The following is a 17,769-nucleotide window of genomic DNA, read 5'->3' on the forward strand; positions in this document are numbered from 1 at the left end:
GCTGACCATTTCCCCACCCCCGCCCAGGAAGGGTCCCGTCCATGAAGAAGGTCATGGCACTCGGGCTGATCGCCGCCACCGCGATCGCCCTCACCGGATGCACCGACTCCGACGCGCCACCCCCGTCCGACCAGGGCTCGGGCGAGTTGCGCCAGGTCCGGGTCGCGGCGCTGCCCATCACCGAGACCGCCGCGCTGTGGGGCGGCATCAAGGCGGGCATCTTCGCCGCGCACGGCCTCAAGGTCGAGGTGCTGCCCGCCCAGGGCGGCGCGCAGGCCATTCCCGCCCTGACCAACGGCGACATCGACTTCGCGATCGGCCAGCCCTTCGGCCCGTTCCGGGCCGACCTGAGCAACCTCGGCGTCGTCATCATCGGCAACTACGCCTCCTCGTACGCCGACGGCGACGACATCAACGCGGTGGTGGCCTCGGCGAAGTCCGGCATCAAGCGCCCGGCCGAGCTCGCCGGCAAGCGGGTCGCGGTCAACAGCCTCGGCGCCGCCGGTGACGTGACGATCATGGCGGCGGTGGAGAAGGACGGCGGCGACCCGTCCAAGGTCAAGTTCGTCGAGGTCGCATTCCCGGACACCCCGGCCCAACTCCAGGCCGGCAACATCGACGCCGCGTGGGTGCCGGAGCCCTTCGTCACCCAGCTGAAGAACCGCGGCGACACGATCGTCGTCGAGCCCTACCAGGCGGTCGTGCCCGGCCTGGCCACCCTCACCACGATCACCACCAAGGAACGCACCGAGAAGGACGCCGAACTGGTCGCGGACTTCTCGGCCGCGATGAAGGAGACGCTTCAGTGGGCCGAGGACCCGGCCAACGAGCCGGCCGTCCGGCAGGCCATCAAGGACAACCTCGAGTTGCCCCCGCCGGTCGCGGAGTCGGTGCGGCTCCCGGCGTTCGGGTGGGAGGTCGACCGGGCGAGCCTGCGCACGCTCGCCGAGCTGGCACAGAAGTACAAGGTGCTCGACAAGCAGCCCGACTTCGACCGCCTGATCCAACAGCAGTAGCCGGCATGGGCGTCCTCTCCGGCCGGGGCCGGCGCGCGTCCCGCAAGGCGTTGCTCGGCGTCGCCGGCCTGGCCGGGTTCCTCGCCATCTGGCAGTCGATCCCCACGTTGGGCCTGATCGACCCGCAGTACCTGCCGTACGTGACGGACGTGCTGGCGCGGCTGTCCGAACAACTCGTCGACCTCGCCTTCTGGCGTCGGCTGGGCAGCACCATGACGTCCTGGGCGATCGGCCTGAGCCTGGCGACTGTCGCCGCCGTCGTCCTCGGCACGGTCGTCGGCCTGGTGCCGTTCCTGCGGCGCGCCACCCACACCGCAGTCGAGTTCCTGCGACCGATCCCGTCGGTCGCCCTCATCCCGCTCGCCGTGCTGATGTTCGGCATCCAGATGCGGGCCGCCCTCGTCATCATCGTCTACGCGTCGTTCTGGCAGGTGTTCGTGCAGGTGATCTACGGGGTGGCCGACGTCGACGCGGTCGCCCGCGACACCGCCCGCAGCTTCGGCCTGACCCGGCGGGAGCGGTTGACGCACCTCGTCCTGCCGACCGCCCTGCCGTACCTCATGACGGGTCTGCGGCTCGCGGCGGCGGTCGCGCTGATCCTCGCCGTCACCGCCGAGATGGTCATCGGCAACCCCGGCCTCGGACGCATGATCGAGCTGTCCCGGTCCGCCGGGGACGCGACCGGCCTGTACGCCCTGGTCGTGGTCACCGGCCTGCTCGGGCTCGCGGTGAACCTGGTCTTCCGGTTCGTCGAACGCCTGACGCTGTCCTGGCACCAGTCGGTACGCGGCGAGGAGGCGCGGTGACCGCGTACCCCGGCCGGATCGCCGCCACGCCGCGCGGCCCGGGCGTCGGCGCCCGGCTCGGGGCGGGTCTGCTCCACGCGCTCGGGCTGCCGATGCTGCTCCTGGTGGCGTGGGGACTGGTGGCGACCAGGGCGACGAGCGGGTTCTTCCCCGGCCCGGCGGAGATCGGCCGGGCCTTCGTGGACACCTGGGTCGGCCCGGCCTTCGTCGAGGACGTGCTGCCGAGCCTCTACCGCCTCGGCCTCGGTGTCACCGGGTCGATCGTGCTCGGTGTCGCCGCCGGCACGGTGATCGGCCTGTTCCCCTGGCTGCGCGACCTGCTCGAACCGCTGCTGGAGTTCTTCCGGGCCGTCCCGCCGCCGGTGCTGATCCCGGTGGTCATGCTCCTGCTCGGCATCACCGACACGATGAAGGTGGCGGTGATCGTCTCCGGCGCGCTCTGGCCGATCCTGCTGAACACGATCGAGGGGGTCCGGGCGACGGACAGCGTCATGACCGAGACCGCGGCCTCGTTCCGGATCACCTGGTGGGAGCGGTTGTGGTTCCTCGTGCTGCCCGCCGCCGGCCCCCGCATCATGACCGGTGTCCGGCAGGCCCTGTCGGTCGCGCTCATCCTCATGGTGATCTCCGAGATGTTCGCCTCGTCGTCGGGGCTCGGCTACCGGATCGCCTACTTCCAGCGCAACTACCTCATCGCCGAGATGTGGAGCGGCATCCTCCTGCTCGGCCTCGTCGGCGTCTTCCTCGCCGTCGTGTTCGGTCTCGTCGAACGGCGCGTCCTGCGCTGGTACCACGGAGTCAGGGAGGCCAGCCGTGCCTGATCGGAGCACCCTGCTGCGGGTGGAGCACCTGCGGAAGGTCTACGGGTCCACGACCGGGGACGTGGAGGCGATCGGGGACCTCAGCTTCACCATGGACGCCGGTGAGCTGGTCTGCATCGTCGGGCCGTCCGGGTGCGGCAAGACCACGCTGCTGAAGTGCCTCGCCGGTCTGCTGCGGCCGACGAGCGGCCTGGTCGAGATGGACGGCGCGCCGGTGACCGGGCCGAGCCCCGCCATGGCCGTCGTGTTCCAGGAGTACGGTCGCAGCCTCTACCCGTGGCTGACTGTGCGCGGCAACGTCGAGCTTCCGCTGCGGCACAAGAAACTGCCCCGGGCCCGACGGGACAGGCTTGTCGCCGACGCGATCGACGCGGTCGGCCTCGCGCACGCCACGCGCAGCCACCCGTGGCAGCTCTCCGGCGGGATGCAGCAGCGGGTGGCAATCGCGCGGGCCATCGCGTACGAGCCGGAGATCCTGATCATGGACGAGCCGTTCGCCGCGGTGGACGCCCAGACCCGCGCGGACCTGGAGGACCTGGTCCGCGAGCTGCACGCCAGCCGCCGGATCTCGACGCTGTTCGTCACCCACGACATCGACGAGGCGGTGTATCTCGGCCAGCGGGTTCTAGTATTGTCCACCTCGCCGACCCGGGTCCGGGAGGACCTGGCGATCGACCTGCCGCCGGAGCGCGACCAGATCACGACCCGTGCCCTGCCCCGTTTCACGGAGCTGCGGACGCACGTCTACGGCCAGATCCAGCGGGCTCGGCGCGGACCGGCGGTGGCCCCGCGATCCGCTCGGTGACCCGGGCCGCCACACCGGCATCGCCGAGAGGGAGGGCTGTGCGTAGTCGTCAACCGAAGCAACTGCTGCTCGCGTTCTTCGGCGAGCACGTCGTCGACGCCGCCACCGGGCCGATCCGGGCGAGCGTGCTGATCGGCGTGCTGGAGGGCGCCGGCGTCGCCGCGCCGGCGACCCGCGCCACCCTCGACCGCCTCGTGCACAGCGGCATCCTCGCCCGCGCCCGCAGCGGTCGGGAGACCCTGTTCTCGCTGACCGAGCACGGGGCCGCGGTGCTGCGCGAGGCGAAGGACCGGGTCCGCGGGCCGCGGCCGTTCGATCCCCAGGGCAGCGGATGGACGCTTGTCACCTTCTCCATCCCGGAGGGCCAGCGGATGCTGCGGCACCGGCTGCGCTCGACCCTGACCTGGGAGGGCTTCGCGCCGCTGCGGGACGGGCTCTGGCTGGCGCCCGGCGAGGTCGACCTCGCCGGGTCGTTGGAGCCGCTGCGGCAGGACCTCCCGCCGCACGCCGTGGTGGCGTTCCACGCCCGTGAACTCGACGGTTTCCCGATCGGCGAGAGCGTGCGCGCGGCGTGGGACATCGAGGCGATCCGGCGTCAGCACCTCGCGTTCATCGAGGTGTGGGACGACCCGGCCGCGACGACGACGGCGCCCGGCGCGCTCACCGTGCGGACGATGCTCGTGGCGGACTGGCTCGCGCTGCTGCGCGCCGACCCGAGGCTGCCGGCCGAGTTCATGGACGCGCAGTGGCCGGCGACCCGCTCGGCGGAGACCTACCGCCGCACGCATGACACGCTGGCCGAGGCGTCCGCCGCCGAGTTCGCCGACCTCGTCGCGGCGCCGGGCGGGGTCAGGCGCCGAAGCGGGCCCGCAGCTCGGCCTTCCGCACCTTCCCCGACGCGGTCCGCGGCAACTCGTCCACGATGACGACGTTCTTCGGCAGCTTGTAGCGCGCGAGCCGGCCGTCGAGGTGGTCCCGCACGGCGTCGGTGTCGAGGGACACCCCCGGGCGTACGGTCACGACCGCCCACGGCACCTCCCCCCAACGTTCGTCCGGCACCCCGATGACCGCCGCCGAGGTCACCCCGTCGATCTCGGCGAGCAGCTGTTCGAGTTCGGCCGGGTAGATGTTCTCGCCCCCCGAAATGATCATGTCCTTGAGCCGGCCGGAGATGTGGAGGTAGCCGTCGGCGTCCAGGTGGCCCAGGTCGCCGGAGCGGAACCATCCGTCGGCGGTGAACGCCTCGGCGGTCGCCTCCGGCAGCCCGTGATAGCCGGGGAAGACGTTGGGGCCGGCGATCTCGATCTCACCGACGTCGCCGCCGGGCACCACGGCACCCGTCCCGTCGGTGATCCGCACGTCGGTGAAGAAGTGCGGCAGGCCGACGCTGCCCTGCTTGGCGCGGGTCATCGCCGGCGGCAGCGCGGTGACGCCGGGCGCGGCCTCGGTCATGCCGTAACCCTGCGAGAACGACAACCCCCGCGCCTCGTACGCGTCGAGGACGCGGGTCGGCACCGCCGAGCCGCCGCAGGTGAGCTTCGCCAGCGTGGACAGGTCGGTCGCGGCCCACGCCGGATGGTCGGCCATCATCTGGTAGGTGGTCGGCACCCCGCTGAGCATGGTCACCCCGTGCCGCTCGATCCGGGCCAGCGCCCGGCCCGGCTCGAAGCCCTTCTCGAGGACCATGGTGGCGCCCTTGAGGAAGACCGGCAGGGCGCCCATGCCGAGCGAGGCGACGTGGAACAACGGCGAGATCATCAGCGCCACGTCGGTCGAGACGACGTCGTAGTCGACCACGCAGTTGAGCGCGACCCAGGTGAGGTTCCCGTGGGTCAGCACGGCACCCTTGGCCCGGCCGGTCGTGCCCGAGGTGTAGATGATCGCCGCCGGGTCGTGGAGGTCCGTGCGGACCGGGCCGGCGAAGCCGGCGGCGGCCCGCGCCAGCCGGGCGAGCCCCGGCCGGTCCGCGGTCCCCTCGCCGGTGACGATGACGTGCCGGGTCCCGGCGGCGAGCCCGGCGGCGGCCACCGGCCCGGTGAACTCCGGGTCGTGGATGAGCACCCGCGTGCCGGAGTCCGTGACGACGTGGGCGATCTCGGGTGGCGCGAGCCGGGTGTTGACCGGCACGAAGACGGCGCCGAGTTGGGCCGCGCCGAACATCACCTGGAGGAACTCCGGGCTGTTCTCGCCGAGGTAGGCGACCGCGTCGCCGACGCCGACGCCCCGCTCCCGCAGCGTCGCCGAGACCCGGTCCGCGGCGTCGGCGAACTGGCCGTACGTCATGGTCGACAGCTCGCCGTGGATGAGGGCGACCTTGTCCGGGGACCTGAGCCGGCGCCTGGCCACCCAGGCGCCGATGCCGTGCTGACGCATCGTCGCCCCCGGCTCAGGCGTGGAAGCGGTACAGCCCGCGCGCGACGACCGCGGGCTTTTGCCCGCCCTCGATCTCGATGGTCTGGTCGACGGCGAGCTGGTAGCCGCCGCGGACCTCGGTGACCTCGACGACGGTGGCCCGCATGCGCACCCGGGAGCCGACCACGACCGGCGCCGGGAAGCGCACCCGGTCGAGGCCGTAGTTCAGCTTGGTGGACACGCCCTTGACCTCGAGCAGCTCGGTCCAGAGGGGAACGGCGAGCGAGAGGGTGAGGAAGCCGTGCGCGATCGGCGCGCCGAACGGGCCGCTCCGGGCCCGCTCGGGGTCGACGTGGATCCACTGGTGGTCGTCGGTGGCGTCGGCGAACAGGTCCACCTGGTCCTGGGTGACGGTCCGGTAGGCGGTGTGCCCGAGATCGGCGCCGGCCAGGTCGGCCAGCTGGTCGTAGGCGATGGTGGTCGTCATGGCGCTTCCTCTCGTCGTCACCGGGCGAGGCCCAGCAGCCGGACCGCGTTGTCCTTCAGGATGCCGGGGAGCACGTCCGGCTTCAGGTCGGTGGCGGCCACGTCGCGCAGCCACCGGTCGGGGGTGAGCAACGGGTAGTCGGTGCCGAAGAGCACCCGCTGCCGGAGCCGGGAGTTCGCGTGCCGCACCAGCTCGGCCGGGAAGTATTTCGGGCTCCAGCCGGACAGGTCGATCCAGGTGTTGTGCTTGTGCGTGGCGACCGAGAGCGCCTCGTCCTGCCACGGCACCGACGGGTGCGCCATGATGATCTGAAGGTCCGGGAAGTCGGCCGCGACCGGGTCGAGCAGGATCGGGTTGGACAGGCCGAGCCGCAGGCCGTAGCCGCCCGGGAGGCCCGCGCCGATCCCGGTCTGTCCGGTGTGGAACAGCGCCGGGACGCCGGCCCGTTCGAGGAGACCCCACAGCGGCGCGTACTCGTCGTGGCTCGGGTCGAACCCCTGCACCGTGGGGTGGAACTTGAAGCCGCGTACGCCCTCCTCCTCGATCAGCCGGGCGGCGAGGTCGAGGGCCGCCGCGCCGGTGCGCGGATCGACCGAGCCGAAGGGGATGAGCACGTCGGCGTGCTCGGCCGCCGCGCGGGCGATGTCGACACTCGACAGCGGCGGATGCCTCAGCTGCGTGCCCGCGTCCACGGTGAAGACGACGGCGGCCATGTCGCGCTCGCGGTAGTACCGCGCCACCGCGTCCACCGCCGGCCGGGGCCCGTCCGTGCGGAAATACTTCGACACCGCCGCGACGAGCGGCTCGGGCAGGGAGGCGTGACCGTGGTCGTCGACCTCGATGTGCACGTGCATGTCGATCGCCGTGACGGTGTCCAGGTCGATCGCGGGTCGGTACATGGGCGGCAACCTCCGTCGGGCGGGCCGGTCGGCCGGGTCAGGAGGTCGCCGGCGCGAACTCCGCGGGGAGTTCCGGGAAGTGTTCCCCGACGCTCTGGGTGACGCCGGCGAAGGTCGTCGGCCACGCCTCGACCAGGGCGTCGTAGGTCCAGCCGCCCTCGCGGTGGGCGGTCAGCGCCGCCTCCGGGTGGGTCCACACCTGGAGCCGGTCACCGCCCACGCCGATCACCTGCCCGGTCACCGAGGCCGCCGCGTCGGAGCCGAGGAACGCGATCAGCCCGGCCACGTCGTCCGCCGTGCCGAAGCCGAGATCGTGCCGGAAGAACGCCGGCATCGGCTCGCCGTCCGCCTCGGCCCGCACCGCCGCGGCGAAGTAGGGAACGGTGGCGGTCATCGCGGTCGCGGCGACCGGTACGACGGTGTTGGCGGTGATGCCGGCCCGCGCGAGTTCGAGCGCCCAGGTGCGGACCATGCCGACGATGCCCGCCTTGGCCGCCGCGTAGTTGGTCTGCCCGATGTTGCCCCGCTGCCCGGTGGGCGACCCGACGCAGATGATCCGCCCGCCCGCACCGGCGGGACGCATGTGCCGCACCGCCTCGCGCACGGTGGTGAACGTGCCGCGCAGGTGCACCTCGATGACCGTGTCGAAGTCGTCGTCGGTCATCTTCCACAGCATGGTGTCGCGCAGGACGCCGGCGTTGGTGACGAGGATGTCCAGCCGCCCGAAGTGCTCGACCGCCGTGCGGACGAGTTCCTTCGCGGTCTCGGTCGGGCCGACCGGTGCGACCACCGCGACGGCCCGTCCGCCGGCCGCCTGGACGGTGGCGACGGCGTCGGCGGCGGCCTGCTCGTCGACGTCGTTGACCACGACCGCCGCGCCGCGCCGCGCCAGCTCCCGCGCGTAGGCGAGGCCGAGGCCCCGGCCGGATCCGGTGACGATGGCGACCTTGCCGTCCAGTGACATGGGTGCTCCTCCCGGTGACACGCGCAGGGGCAACGTAATGCAAATTCTGGCCGGGCGTCAACGTTTTGCAATATGTCTATGTCGCCGGCCGCCCGGCGTGGCGGGAGTCGCCGAGCGCCCGGGACAGCGCCCGGCCCGCCGCCTGGACCAGTGGCGCCAGGGCCACCGGATCCGCCCGGTCGTACGCGACCACGAGCGAGATCGCCGCCGCCACGCCCTGCGGGCCGGAGATCGGCGCGGCCACCGAGAGGGCGTCCATGGTGACCTGGCGGTCGCTCACCGCGTACCCCGTCCGGCGCACGTCGGCGAGGCAGCGGCGCAGTCGACCCGGTTCGGTCACGGTCAGTTCGGTGTACCGCTCCAGCGGCGCGGCCAGCACCTGCTCCTGGACCTCGGCGGGCGCGTGGGCGAGGAGGACCAGTCCGACGCCCGTGGCGTGCAACGCGAAGCGACCGCCCACCCGGGTGAGCACCGGCACCGCGTCCCGTCCGGCGAGGCGTTCGATGAAGACGACCTCCAGGTCCTGCCGGACGGCGAGCTGGACGTTCTCGTGGGTCACCTCGTACAGGTCCTCCATCACCGGCAGGGCCAGTTCCCGCAGCCCCAGGCCCCTCGGCGCGAGCGAACCCACCTCCCACAACCGCAGGCCGATCCGGTAGCGCCCGTCGTCGCCACGCTCCAACGCCCCCCACGCGACGAGTTCCGCCACCCGCCGGTGGGCCGTGGGCAACGGCAGCGCGGCGCGTCGGGCCAACTCGCTCAGGGTCAACGCCGGCACGGCCGGACTGAACGCGCCCAGCAGCGCCAGCACCTTGCTGGTGACCGACCGCCCCGGCTCCGCGCGCACCCCGCCATCATCGCCGTCCACGCCGGCCGGTCACAGCTCCAGCACGAGCCGGGGCGTACGGGCCCGGGAGACACAGATCATCATGGTGTCCCCGGCGGCGCGTTCCTGCTCGGTGAGCAGGCTGTCGCGGTGCTCCGGCACGCCGGCGAGCACCGGCGTCTCGCAGGTGCCGCAGGTGCCCTCCCGGCAGGACGAGAGGACCGGCACGCCGGCTTCCTCCACCGCCCGCAGGATCGGCGTGCCCGGTGGCACGGTGACGGTCCGCCCGGAGCGGGCCAGCTCGACCTCGAAGGCCGTCTCCGCGCCGCCGGGGGCGGCCACCGGCGAGAAGCGCTCGACGTGCAGGCGGCCCGGCGGCCAGCCGCGACAGTGCTCCGCCACGGCGTCGACGAGCGACTCCGGACCGCAGCAGTAGACCACCCCGTCGTCGGGTCGGCCGAGCAGCCCGGCCAGGTCGAGCAACCCGGTCTCGTCCCGCGGATGCAGGCTCACCCGGTCGCCGTACCGCTCCCGCAGGCCGGTGGCGAACGCCATGGTGGCGCGGCTGCGTCCCCCGTACACCAGCCGCCAGTCCGCGCCGGCGGCGTCGGCGGCGGCGACCATCGGTCGGATCGGGGTGATGCCGATGCCCCCGGCGACGAAGAGGTAACGCGCCGCCGCGACCAGCGGGAAGGTGTTGCGGGGCCCGCGCATCCGCACCGTCGCGCCGACCGTCAGCCGCTCGTGCACCAGCCGCGAGCCGCCGCGCCCGTCCGGTTCCCGCTGCACGGCGATCCGCAGCGCGGACCGGTCCGCCGGGTCGCCGCAGAGCGAGTACTGGCGGAGCAGCCCGGCGCCCACCTCCAGGTCGATGTGCGCGCCCGGCGTCCACCCGGGCAGGTCGCCACCGCCCGGACGGCACAGGCGCAGCTCGACGACCCCGGTCGCCACCGGGTCCCGGCCCGCGACCAGCAGCTCGACCCCGGCCTGCTCCGCCCCGGTCACACCGGCACCGCCGGCCGGCTCGCCGGCCCGGGCGTCGGCGCGGTCGCGCCCCGGTGCCCGCGCGGGTGGGCGAGCAGCCACTCCCACAGCTCGACCGGCTCCTCGGCCACGCGCTCGGCCCCGCAGTGGCAGACCCCGCGCAGGGCGTCCGTGCCGGGCATCCAGTGGATCCGGTAGACCCGGTCCCCGGGGCGGGCGCTCACCGCGCCGCTCCCGCCTTCCCCGACTCGACCAGCCGGGCCAGCAGCCGCCGGGCGGCCAGGCCACCGGTGTCGATGTTGATGCTCAGCTCCTGGTACCGGTCCGGTTCGGCCGCGATCACCCGCTCCAGGATGTCGAGCGCCGCCACATCCTGCATGACCACCGTGTGGTTGCTCCGGTGGAGATACTCGCTCACCGACTCGTCGTCGATCGCGAAGTCGCGCGCCACCGCCCAGAAGTCGTACGTGGTGTGCTCCGTCGACGGGGTGATGGCGTACACGATCTCGGCGTGGAAGGCCGCGCTGTCCTCGCCCTCGGCGGGCGGGTAGTGGCCCTGCGGCGCGATCCGGCTGTGCAGGAGATAGAGGCAGGGCGGGTGGTACTCGATGTCCTGCCACCTGGTGATCCGGCCGGTGATCCCGGTGGAGCGCGCGTAGAACGGCGGGCACTCGGCGTCGTCCATGTGCCGGCTCACGTGGACGACGCCCCGCTCGTCGTCGACCTCGGTGGTGATCGGGGTGTTCGCCACCTCGGGCGTGCCGATGTAGCCACCGTGCAGGTAGGTCTCGTGGGACAGGTCCATGAGGTTGTCCACGAGCAGGCCGTACCGCGCGTTCAGCGGCGCCATCCCGCGCACCACCGCGTACCGCGGGTCGGCAAGCCACGGCGCGCGGGGAATCGCGGCCGGATCGGCCCGGTCCCGGTCGCCGATCCACACCCAGACGAGCGAGTCCTGTTCCACCACCGGGTAGGACGGGACCCGGGCGGTACGCGGGATGCGCTGCTGCCCCGGTACGAAGACGCACGCGCCGGTCGGGTCGTAGGTGAAGCCGTGGTAGCCGCAGACGATCGTGTCGCCGTCGAGCCGGCTCTCCGACAGCGGGTAGCGCCGGTGCACGCACCGGTCGGCGAGCGCCACCGCCGCCCCGGCCCCGGTGCGGTAGAGCACCAGCGGCTCACCGAGCACCGTGCGGGCGAGCAGGTCCCGCCCGACCTCGTTGCCGTAGGCCGCCACGTACCACTGGTTGCGCGCGAACACCATGCGGTCGACCTCCTCGCGGACGAACGTCGATGTGTTCGCGGATCCTCCCGCGCGGCGGCCCCGACCGGGAGCCGGGCTTTCACTGAGTGGAAGGTAGACAGTGTCTACACACCGCGGTAGACACTGTCTATGCCGCCGCCGGACAGCAGCCTCCGCACCCGCCTGGTCTCCGCCGGCGTGGACCTGCTCGCCCGGGAGGGCGCCGAGGCGCTGACGCTGCGCGCGATCGCCCGCCGGGCCGGGGTCTCCCACGGCGCGCCGCGCCGCTACTTCCCGACCCACCTCGCCCTGCTGGCAGCCATCGCGCGGGAGGGCTACCAACAGCTCGGCCGCGAGGTCGCCGAGACGCTCGCCCGCCAGGGTGACGCCGACCCACACCGGCAACTGCTCGCCCTGGGCCGGCTCTACCTGACGTTCGCGCGCACCCACCGCGGCATGTTCGAGCTGATGTTCCGGCACGACCTGCTCCGGGGCAACGGCGTCGGGCTGCGGGAGGCCAGCGAGGGACTCTTCGGCGTCCTGGTCGACCTCGTCACCCGGGCCCGGCCCGAGGTGCCCGGCTCCCCCGCGCCACAGGTCGTCGCCGGCGCGCTCTGGGCCAACCTGCACGGCATCGCCGAGCTCGGGCAGTGGGGCAGTCTCCAGCTCATGGTGCGCGACGACGATCTCGAACCGCTGCTGCGCGCCGCGCTGACGGCCCACCTCGATCGGAGGATCACGTGCTGACGCAGACCGGCACGCGGCTGCTGCTGGCCCCGCTGGGCCGGCTCGCCTTCCGGCCGGCGGTCGAAGGCCGGGACAACGTGCCGAGGCACGGGCCGGTGATCCTGGCCGCCAACCACCTGTCCTTCCTCGACAGTGTGGTGATCCCGCTGGTGGCCCCCCGACCGGTCGCCTTCCTGGCCAAGGCCGAATATTTCCGGCAGCCCGGCGTGAAGGGATGGCTGACCCGGACCTGCCTCACCGGGATCGACGCCATTCCGGTGGAGCGGGGCGGCCACCGCTCGGCGCAGGAGTCGCTGCGGGTGGCGCTCGACGTGCTCGCCGCCGGGCGCGCCTTCGGCATCCACCCGGAGGGCAGCCGGTCCCGCGACGGGCGGCTCTACCGCGGCCGGACCGGCGTCGCCTGGCTCGCGCTCGCCTCCGGCGCCCCGGTGGTCCCGGTCGCCCTGCTCGGCACCGACCGGATCCAACCCGTCGGCGCCCGGCTGCCCAGACCTGGGCGGATCACCGTGAGGTTCGGCACACCGCTGCGCTTCACCCGGCAGCCCGCCGGCAGCGGCGGGCAGGCCCGACGGGCGGTCACCGACGAGATCATGACCGCCATCCAGAAACTGTCCGGCCAGGAGGTCGCCGACCGGTACAACGATCCGCCGACCGTCGGATGACATCCGGGTCACAGGCGACCGGTTGTGTGCAGGTAGTCCAACAGCCGGCCGTCCACCCGGTCCTGGAACGAGTCGAACCGTGCCCGGTCGGGTTGCTCGTACTCGTACCCGCAGGTCACCCAGCGCTCCGGGACACCTGCCACGTCCAGGTAACCCTCGTCGACGTCACCCACCTCGAAGCCGGGTTTCCCGGCCGACTGCCAACAACTGAAGAGCTTGCCGTCGGCGTTGACCACCGCGCCGTAGCGGCCTCCGGGCACCGAGCAGATCTGGCAGGTGGTCCTCATCCCGGGCCGGGCCATCCGGAACCCCGCCTCCAACGCCGCGATGCTCCAGCTCACGAAGGCGTCGCTCACCTCGTCCAGATGCCGCATGGTGTTGCGGTAGCCGAAGCCCGCGTCACCCACCCAGGCGAACGTCACCGTGCACCGGTCGGGGATGAGGTCGGCGGCCAACTCACCGACCAGGTCACCGATCCGGTCGACGTTGTGGTGCGACACATTGACCCGCAGATTCCAGTTGAGCCCGGTCACCTCGGTCGCACGGGCCACGTTGCGCATGATGGTGTCGAAGGTGGGCGCCCCGGACCGCTTGACCCGGATCCGGTCGTGGTCCGCCCGGCTCCCGTCGAACGTCACCTGCGCGCCGTGGAGACCCGCCGCGTACAACTCACGCGCCAGCCTCGGAGTCAGCAGCACGCCGTTCGTCGTCATCGCGCACCTGTCGAGGCCGATCGTGCGGGCCCGGTCCAGCAGGTTGAGGCAGCCGCGCGGGTTGAGTAGCGGCTCACCGCCGAACAGCAGCAGGAAGAGGCGGTCCATCTCGCACCGACGCATCCGGTCGCGGGTGAACGCGATGACGCGGTCGATCACGTCGTCGTCAAGCCAGGCCCGCCCGATCCGCGGCGGCCGTGCGCCACCCGTCTCGTCCAGTCCGGTGTTCTGGAAGCAGTAACCACAGCCGAGGTTGCAGGTGGTGGTGGTGAGCACGGTCAGGGAGAACGAGGTCGGCGTGCGCGGCCGGAACGCCCCGACGCGGCGAAGGAAACCGACGGCGTCGCCGTCCACCGTCCCGTCGGGCCCCACACACTCCGGACGCAGCAGAGTCCAGGTCTGGTTCCCGATGAACCACCAGCCGTACGCGCCGCGGATCAGGCGCGGCGCGTCAACATCGTCCAGGCGAGTGCCGATCATGGCTTTCCTTCCGTACGGATTGTGGGGTACCGCGGTGGTGGGGCCCGCCGGCCGTGCGGCGGACGGCGGGCCCCGCGAGTGGTGCGTCCGGCTAGGCGGCCGGATCGGCGTCGCGCGGCAACGCGACGTTCTCCGGCGCGCCGACCTGGATTCCGCAGGCCGCCTCGGCCGCGAGCGGCGCGGCCTTGCGGTTGGCCAGGATCCGGCTCAGCTCCGGCGCCCCGACCTGGACTCCGCACGCGGCAGCCTCCTCACCGGCGATGTCCGGCCCTCGGCTGGCGAGGATGTTCTCCAGATCCTCGGCACCGACCTGAATGACACACATCGGTCCTGCTCCCTTCCCCGGCTGGGACGGCTTCCCGCCGGCCTTGCTCATGTGTGGCGGCGGGGCCGCCGCCAGATACCGAGCCGCCGGATTCCGTTCCGACCGGCTGCCGCTCAACCGTCCGAGCAGACGGGGGCGCTCCGGATCGGCAGGGAGCTGTCCAGGTACGCCGCCGCGATCCAGCCCGTGTCGCCGAGGACCGTCGCCCGCGCCCAGGCGTCCTCGCCGTCGACGGCTTCGCCGCGGCGGTAGCAGGTCATCCGGCCCAGCGTGCCGCCGGGCACCTGTCGCAACGCCCGGGCTGAGGTGCCCGGACCCGAGCGGAGGGACGCACCGGTCCGGGCCGCCACCGCGACGAGCCGGCCGTCGCCCGGGACCAGGCCCTCCTGGAGCCCTCGGCAGGTCAACGAGGACGAGCCGATCCACATGATGGTGTAGTCCTCGCCGCCCCGCCGTTGGTGGGTGGTGTCGAAGCAGTACGCCGGAGCGTCCCGGCGCGGTCCGTCGCCCTGGGTGGCCAGGCCCAGGAGTGGGATCTGCTGGATCAGGAAGCAGGCGGTGGTGTCGGCGACCGCGCCGAGGCGGCCCCGGACGACCGCCACGACGCCGACGGCCCACGAGTCGCGCCGGCTCTGGTAGATGCGCACCGCCAGCCGGTCCGTCCGGTACGCGCACTCGACGGCGTCGTTGACCTGACCGAGCCGGTCGGCGAACCGGCCGAGGTGGTCGAGGAACTGCCCGGCCTGGGCCCGCTGCCCGGGAACGATCCGCCCCGTCACCTCGCTCACCAGATCCGTGTAGGGCAGGCAGGGGTTCTCGATCGAGGTGTAGTCCTCCTCGCCCAGCTTCGGCAGCAGCCCGCCGGTCCGGGTGCCGGCCGCCGGGCAGCCGCCACCGGCGACCTTCGCGAGGCCGTCGGCCGCGCCGGCGACCGAGCCGTTCGCGGCGCCGCCACCGGACGCGCCGCCGTTCGTCCGGCACCCGGCCAGAGGGCTGGCTGCCAGCGTGAGCACGGTGAGGCCGGCGGCGAGAGCCGCACGGCGTGGGAGCCTTCTCATGGTGTGGTCAGTCATGCCTGGATGGGGGACGGAGCCGCCGACTGGATACCCGCGGCCGACCCGCTCCGGCTCGCGTGGCTCAGCCGGCGCCGAAACACACGAAGGCCGAGGGCTGGTCGCCGGTTGCCGCCTCGGCCAGCGCCGCGGCCGGGCTCCGGCCCGCCACGACCGCGCGGTGATAGGCCACCATCGCCTCCGTCGCCGCCTCGTCGCCGACCCGGGCGACGCTCGCGACGACCGTGGCGGTGCCCGCGGCGAGCAGGGCGGTCGGCATGCCGAGCGCCTCGTCGCCGTGCCGCACGTCGGTCAGGCCCAGGTCACAACAGGACAGCACGACGGTACGCGGCGCGACCCGCAGCCCCTGCACGTCGTAACCCATAAGCGGGCCGCCGGTCAGCTCCAACGTGGAGAACAACGGGTTCTCGGTCTGGTGCTGTCCGTGCGCGGCGACGTGGGCGACGCGGGCGCCGGCCAGCGCGATGAGCGCCGCGGCCGGGGTCGCCTCCGCTCCGGTCAGCACCACCGCGCCCGGATGCAGCGATGCCACGGCCCGGGCCTCCGCCTCACCCCGGTGGATACCCGGACCCGACACCACCACCGCGCCGCCGGTGGGGGCGCCGGCGTGCAGGCGACGCCGGGCGGCCAACCAGACCGCGACCGACGGCGCCACCGTGACCGGCCGGGACGCGCACGCCGGCAGTGTGTGCCACGGCGTGGTCAGCAGCATCCCGGTCGGAACCACCACCAGTTCCCGATCGCCGACCAGGGGAAGAACCGGGTCGAGCACCGTCGCGCCCACCAGGTCGGCATCCCGTCGAGTTGCGGCGCGGACCACCGCGGCCAGCCGTCCGGGCATGGCGCGGCCCGCCTGCGCGTCGAGGTCGGCGCGCAACCGCCGGACCGCCTCCTCGGCCGTGGCGCGCCGGCCGAGCGCCACCACCGAGGCCGCCCGGTCGGTGACCACGAGCGCGTGCAGGATGTCCCCGGCGTTCACGTACAGCACGAGCGCCGCGCCGGCCAGCTCCGCCGTCACGGCGGCAAGCGGCGCCGGCGCCGAGGGCACCGCGTCCCGAGGGCCCGGGGTCGCCCAGGCCCGCTCCCGGATCACCCGCTGGAGCTCCTCCGACCGGCTGCGGAAGCTCCGCGTCGGGCGGCCGGCGAGTTCGGCCTCACGGAGGCTGTGCCGCAACTGGCGCAGTTCCTCCAGGGCCTCGGCGGCGATCGGGTCATCGGGGGGTCGTACCGGCGGCAGCAGCAGCGCCTGAGCCCGAACGCGCTCGGACCACCGGTAGACGGCGTTGGCCGAGCCACCGGACAACGCCGCGGCAAGCCCGGCCCGGGCCAGGTCGCGGCCGTGCACCGCGGCCCCCGTCTGAAGATCGGCGCAGCCGAACCGGGCGCGGTACCGGTGCAGCGCGGTCACTCCGGCCAGCAGGCTCCGCCGAGCCTCACCGGCCCGGCCGGCGGAGGCCGCCACCTCCGCCCGGGTCAGGTGCCAGAGCAGGCGCGTGTCGAGCCGGTCGGTCCGCCGTGGTCCGGCCTGTCGCCCGATCTGCTCCGCAGCCCGCCGCGGTCGTCCCGCGGACACCAACGCCCGGATCTTGACCAGGTGGGCGACCCGGGCGTCCTCCGTCAGCCCGAGCCGGGTCAACCGCCCGGCCAGCGCCCCGGCTCGCCGTACCACCGTCTCCTGGTCGACCGCGCCGGCCGCCTGGTCGGCGCGCAGCTCGAGCAGCGCGGCGAGAGCGGCCCGGCGGACGTTGGCCCGGCCGAGGAACGCGGCCCGGGCTCGCGACGCCCACCGGGCGGCAGCGATCGGCTCGCCGGCGAGCAGGGCCGCCTCCGCGCGGACCTGGAGCGCATCGGCGTACGTGTGTCCGAGCTGCTGCTGCGTCGCCCGCTGCACCGCATCAGCCAGTTGCCGGTCCGCCTCCCGGTAGAGCCCGGCCGCGACAAGTGCGCGGGCCCGTTCCACGGCCAGGTTCGCGAGCCGGCCCGGCGCGAGCGACCGGTAGTCGGCGTCGGACAGGGTGAACGCGCGCAACGCGGAGGGCAGGTCACCGGCGATCACGTCGAGACAACCCAGGTTCGTCCGCGCCATCGCCACATGCAGGGTGAACCCGTGTCGTGCGGCGATCTCGACGCAACGTCGCAGGTCGGCCCGGGCCAGCCGGACGTGGCCCGCCTCCAGGTGCACGAGGCTGCGGTTGTTGAGCGCCTTGACCAGGTCGGACGGATGCGCCATGTCGTTCAACAGGCCGACGGCCGCGTCGTACTGACGCAACGCCTCCGCGTTGCGACCGCTGCGCTTGAGCAGGAGGGCTCGCTGGCCGAGCAGGATCGGCCACTGCGGCGCGGCCACGAGCGCCTCGGCCTCGTCGAGCAACCGGAAGCCCAGCTCCACCCGACCCCGTTCGGACTCGGCCCAGGCGAGACTGATCAGCAGCCGGACGTGGACCTCGCGCAGGGCCGGGTTGTGCCTGGCCAACCGCAGGCCCGCCCGCAGTTCCCGGGCGGCCCGACCCGGCTGGCCGGCGTCGCTCGAAGCCACGCCCGCCGCGTGCCAGCGGGCTGCCCGGCG

19 protein-coding genes are annotated in these 17,769 nt (G+C 73.4%); 7 read left to right on the forward strand and 12 right to left on the reverse strand.

Annotated elements, in window-relative coordinates; translation table 11 throughout:
- Nucleotides 1-41: 41 nt before the first annotated feature.
- The 5 genes from O7613_RS13155 to O7613_RS13175 are packed head-to-tail and all read left to right on the forward strand — an operon-like array spanning nt 42 to nt 4,374.
- Nucleotides 42-1,016: an ABC transporter substrate-binding protein gene (locus tag O7613_RS13155; protein ID WP_281588288.1), complete on the forward strand. Its 975-nt coding sequence runs from the start codon at nt 42-44 to the stop codon at nt 1,014-1,016.
- A gap of 5 nt (nt 1,017-1,021) precedes the next feature.
- Nucleotides 1,022-1,822: an ABC transporter permease gene (locus O7613_RS13160; RefSeq protein ID WP_281588286.1), complete on the forward strand. Its 801-nt coding sequence runs from the start codon at nt 1,022-1,024 to the stop codon at nt 1,820-1,822.
- A complete protein-coding gene (locus O7613_RS13165; protein WP_282294113.1) occupies nt 1,819-2,643 on the forward strand; it encodes an ABC transporter permease in 825 nt (274 codons plus the stop codon). Before O7613_RS13160 ends, O7613_RS13165 begins: the two co-directional genes overlap by 4 nt.
- The gene (locus O7613_RS13170) at nt 2,636-3,448 is read left to right on the forward strand and encodes an ABC transporter ATP-binding protein (protein WP_281588282.1); all 813 of its coding nucleotides are present in this window, start codon (nt 2,636-2,638) and stop codon (nt 3,446-3,448) included. The genes O7613_RS13165 and O7613_RS13170 overlap by 8 nt, the downstream gene beginning before the upstream one ends.
- Before the next feature lie 38 nt (nt 3,449-3,486).
- Complete coding sequence (locus tag O7613_RS13175; RefSeq protein ID WP_281588281.1) at nt 3,487-4,374, forward strand: PaaX family transcriptional regulator C-terminal domain-containing protein; 888 nt, start codon at nt 3,487-3,489, stop codon at nt 4,372-4,374.
- Here the strand turns inward: O7613_RS13175 and O7613_RS13180 are convergent.
- From O7613_RS13180 to O7613_RS13215, 8 genes are all read right to left on the reverse strand, one after another.
- Nucleotides 4,298-5,821, reverse strand: coding sequence for a long-chain fatty acid--CoA ligase (locus O7613_RS13180; protein WP_282294114.1), 1,524 nt, complete (start codon nt 5,819-5,821; stop codon nt 4,298-4,300). The genes O7613_RS13175 and O7613_RS13180 overlap by 77 nt on opposite strands.
- Nucleotides 5,822-5,834: 13 nt before the next feature.
- Complete coding sequence (locus O7613_RS13185) at nt 5,835-6,287, reverse strand: MaoC family dehydratase (RefSeq protein WP_282294115.1); 453 nt, start codon at nt 6,285-6,287, stop codon at nt 5,835-5,837.
- A gap of 17 nt (nt 6,288-6,304) precedes the next feature.
- Nucleotides 6,305-7,186 carry an amidohydrolase family protein gene (locus O7613_RS13190; protein WP_281588277.1) on the reverse strand — a complete coding sequence of 294 codons (882 nt, stop codon included), beginning with the start codon at nt 7,184-7,186 and terminating at the stop codon, nt 6,305-6,307.
- 37 nt (nt 7,187-7,223) lie between these two features.
- Nucleotides 7,224-8,150: an SDR family NAD(P)-dependent oxidoreductase gene (locus O7613_RS13195; RefSeq protein ID WP_282294118.1), complete on the reverse strand. Its 927-nt coding sequence runs from the start codon at nt 8,148-8,150 to the stop codon at nt 7,224-7,226.
- A 76-nt stretch (nt 8,151-8,226) separates the two neighbouring features.
- Complete coding sequence (locus O7613_RS13200; RefSeq protein ID WP_282294120.1) at nt 8,227-8,997, reverse strand: IclR family transcriptional regulator; 771 nt, start codon at nt 8,995-8,997, stop codon at nt 8,227-8,229.
- 30 nt (nt 8,998-9,027) lie between these two features.
- Nucleotides 9,028-9,981 carry a PDR/VanB family oxidoreductase gene (locus tag O7613_RS13205; protein ID WP_282294122.1) on the reverse strand — a complete coding sequence of 318 codons (954 nt, stop codon included), beginning with the start codon at nt 9,979-9,981 and terminating at the stop codon, nt 9,028-9,030.
- A complete protein-coding gene (locus O7613_RS13210; protein ID WP_281588269.1) occupies nt 9,978-10,184 on the reverse strand; it encodes a hypothetical protein in 207 nt (68 codons plus the stop codon). The genes O7613_RS13205 and O7613_RS13210 overlap by 4 nt, the downstream gene beginning before the upstream one ends.
- A complete protein-coding gene (locus O7613_RS13215; RefSeq protein ID WP_281588267.1) occupies nt 10,181-11,224 on the reverse strand; it encodes an aromatic ring-hydroxylating dioxygenase subunit alpha in 1,044 nt (347 codons plus the stop codon). Before O7613_RS13215 ends, O7613_RS13210 begins: the two co-directional genes overlap by 4 nt.
- Before the next feature lie 129 nt (nt 11,225-11,353).
- Here O7613_RS13215 and O7613_RS13220 point away from each other — a divergent pair, with 129 nt between their 5' ends.
- Entirely contained in the window at nt 11,354-11,950 is a 597-nt protein-coding gene (locus O7613_RS13220; protein ID WP_281588265.1) for a TetR/AcrR family transcriptional regulator, read from the forward strand.
- Entirely contained in the window at nt 11,944-12,612 is a 669-nt protein-coding gene (locus tag O7613_RS13225; protein WP_281588264.1) for a lysophospholipid acyltransferase family protein, read from the forward strand. Before O7613_RS13220 ends, O7613_RS13225 begins: the two co-directional genes overlap by 7 nt.
- An 8-nt stretch (nt 12,613-12,620) precedes the next feature.
- Here O7613_RS13225 and O7613_RS13230 read toward each other — a convergent pair whose 3' ends face one another.
- The 4 genes from O7613_RS13230 to O7613_RS13245 form a co-directional block, all read right to left on the reverse strand.
- A complete protein-coding gene (locus O7613_RS13230; RefSeq protein ID WP_282294124.1) occupies nt 12,621-13,805 on the reverse strand; it encodes a radical SAM protein in 1,185 nt (394 codons plus the stop codon).
- 91 nt (nt 13,806-13,896) lie between these two features.
- Complete coding sequence (locus O7613_RS13235; RefSeq protein ID WP_282294125.1) at nt 13,897-14,130, reverse strand: hypothetical protein; 234 nt, start codon at nt 14,128-14,130, stop codon at nt 13,897-13,899.
- A gap of 113 nt (nt 14,131-14,243) precedes the next feature.
- A complete protein-coding gene (locus O7613_RS13240; protein WP_281588259.1) occupies nt 14,244-15,203 on the reverse strand; it encodes a hypothetical protein in 960 nt (319 codons plus the stop codon).
- Nucleotides 15,204-15,267: 64 nt separating this feature from the next.
- Entirely contained in the window at nt 15,268-17,739 is a 2,472-nt protein-coding gene (locus O7613_RS13245; protein WP_282294128.1) for a CHAT domain-containing protein, read from the reverse strand.
- Nucleotides 17,740-17,769: the final 30 nt, after the last annotated feature.

It is taken from the genome of Micromonospora sp. WMMD975, assembly GCF_029581215.1.
In the GTDB taxonomy this organism is placed as follows: Bacteria; Actinomycetota; Actinomycetes; order Mycobacteriales; family Micromonosporaceae; genus Micromonospora.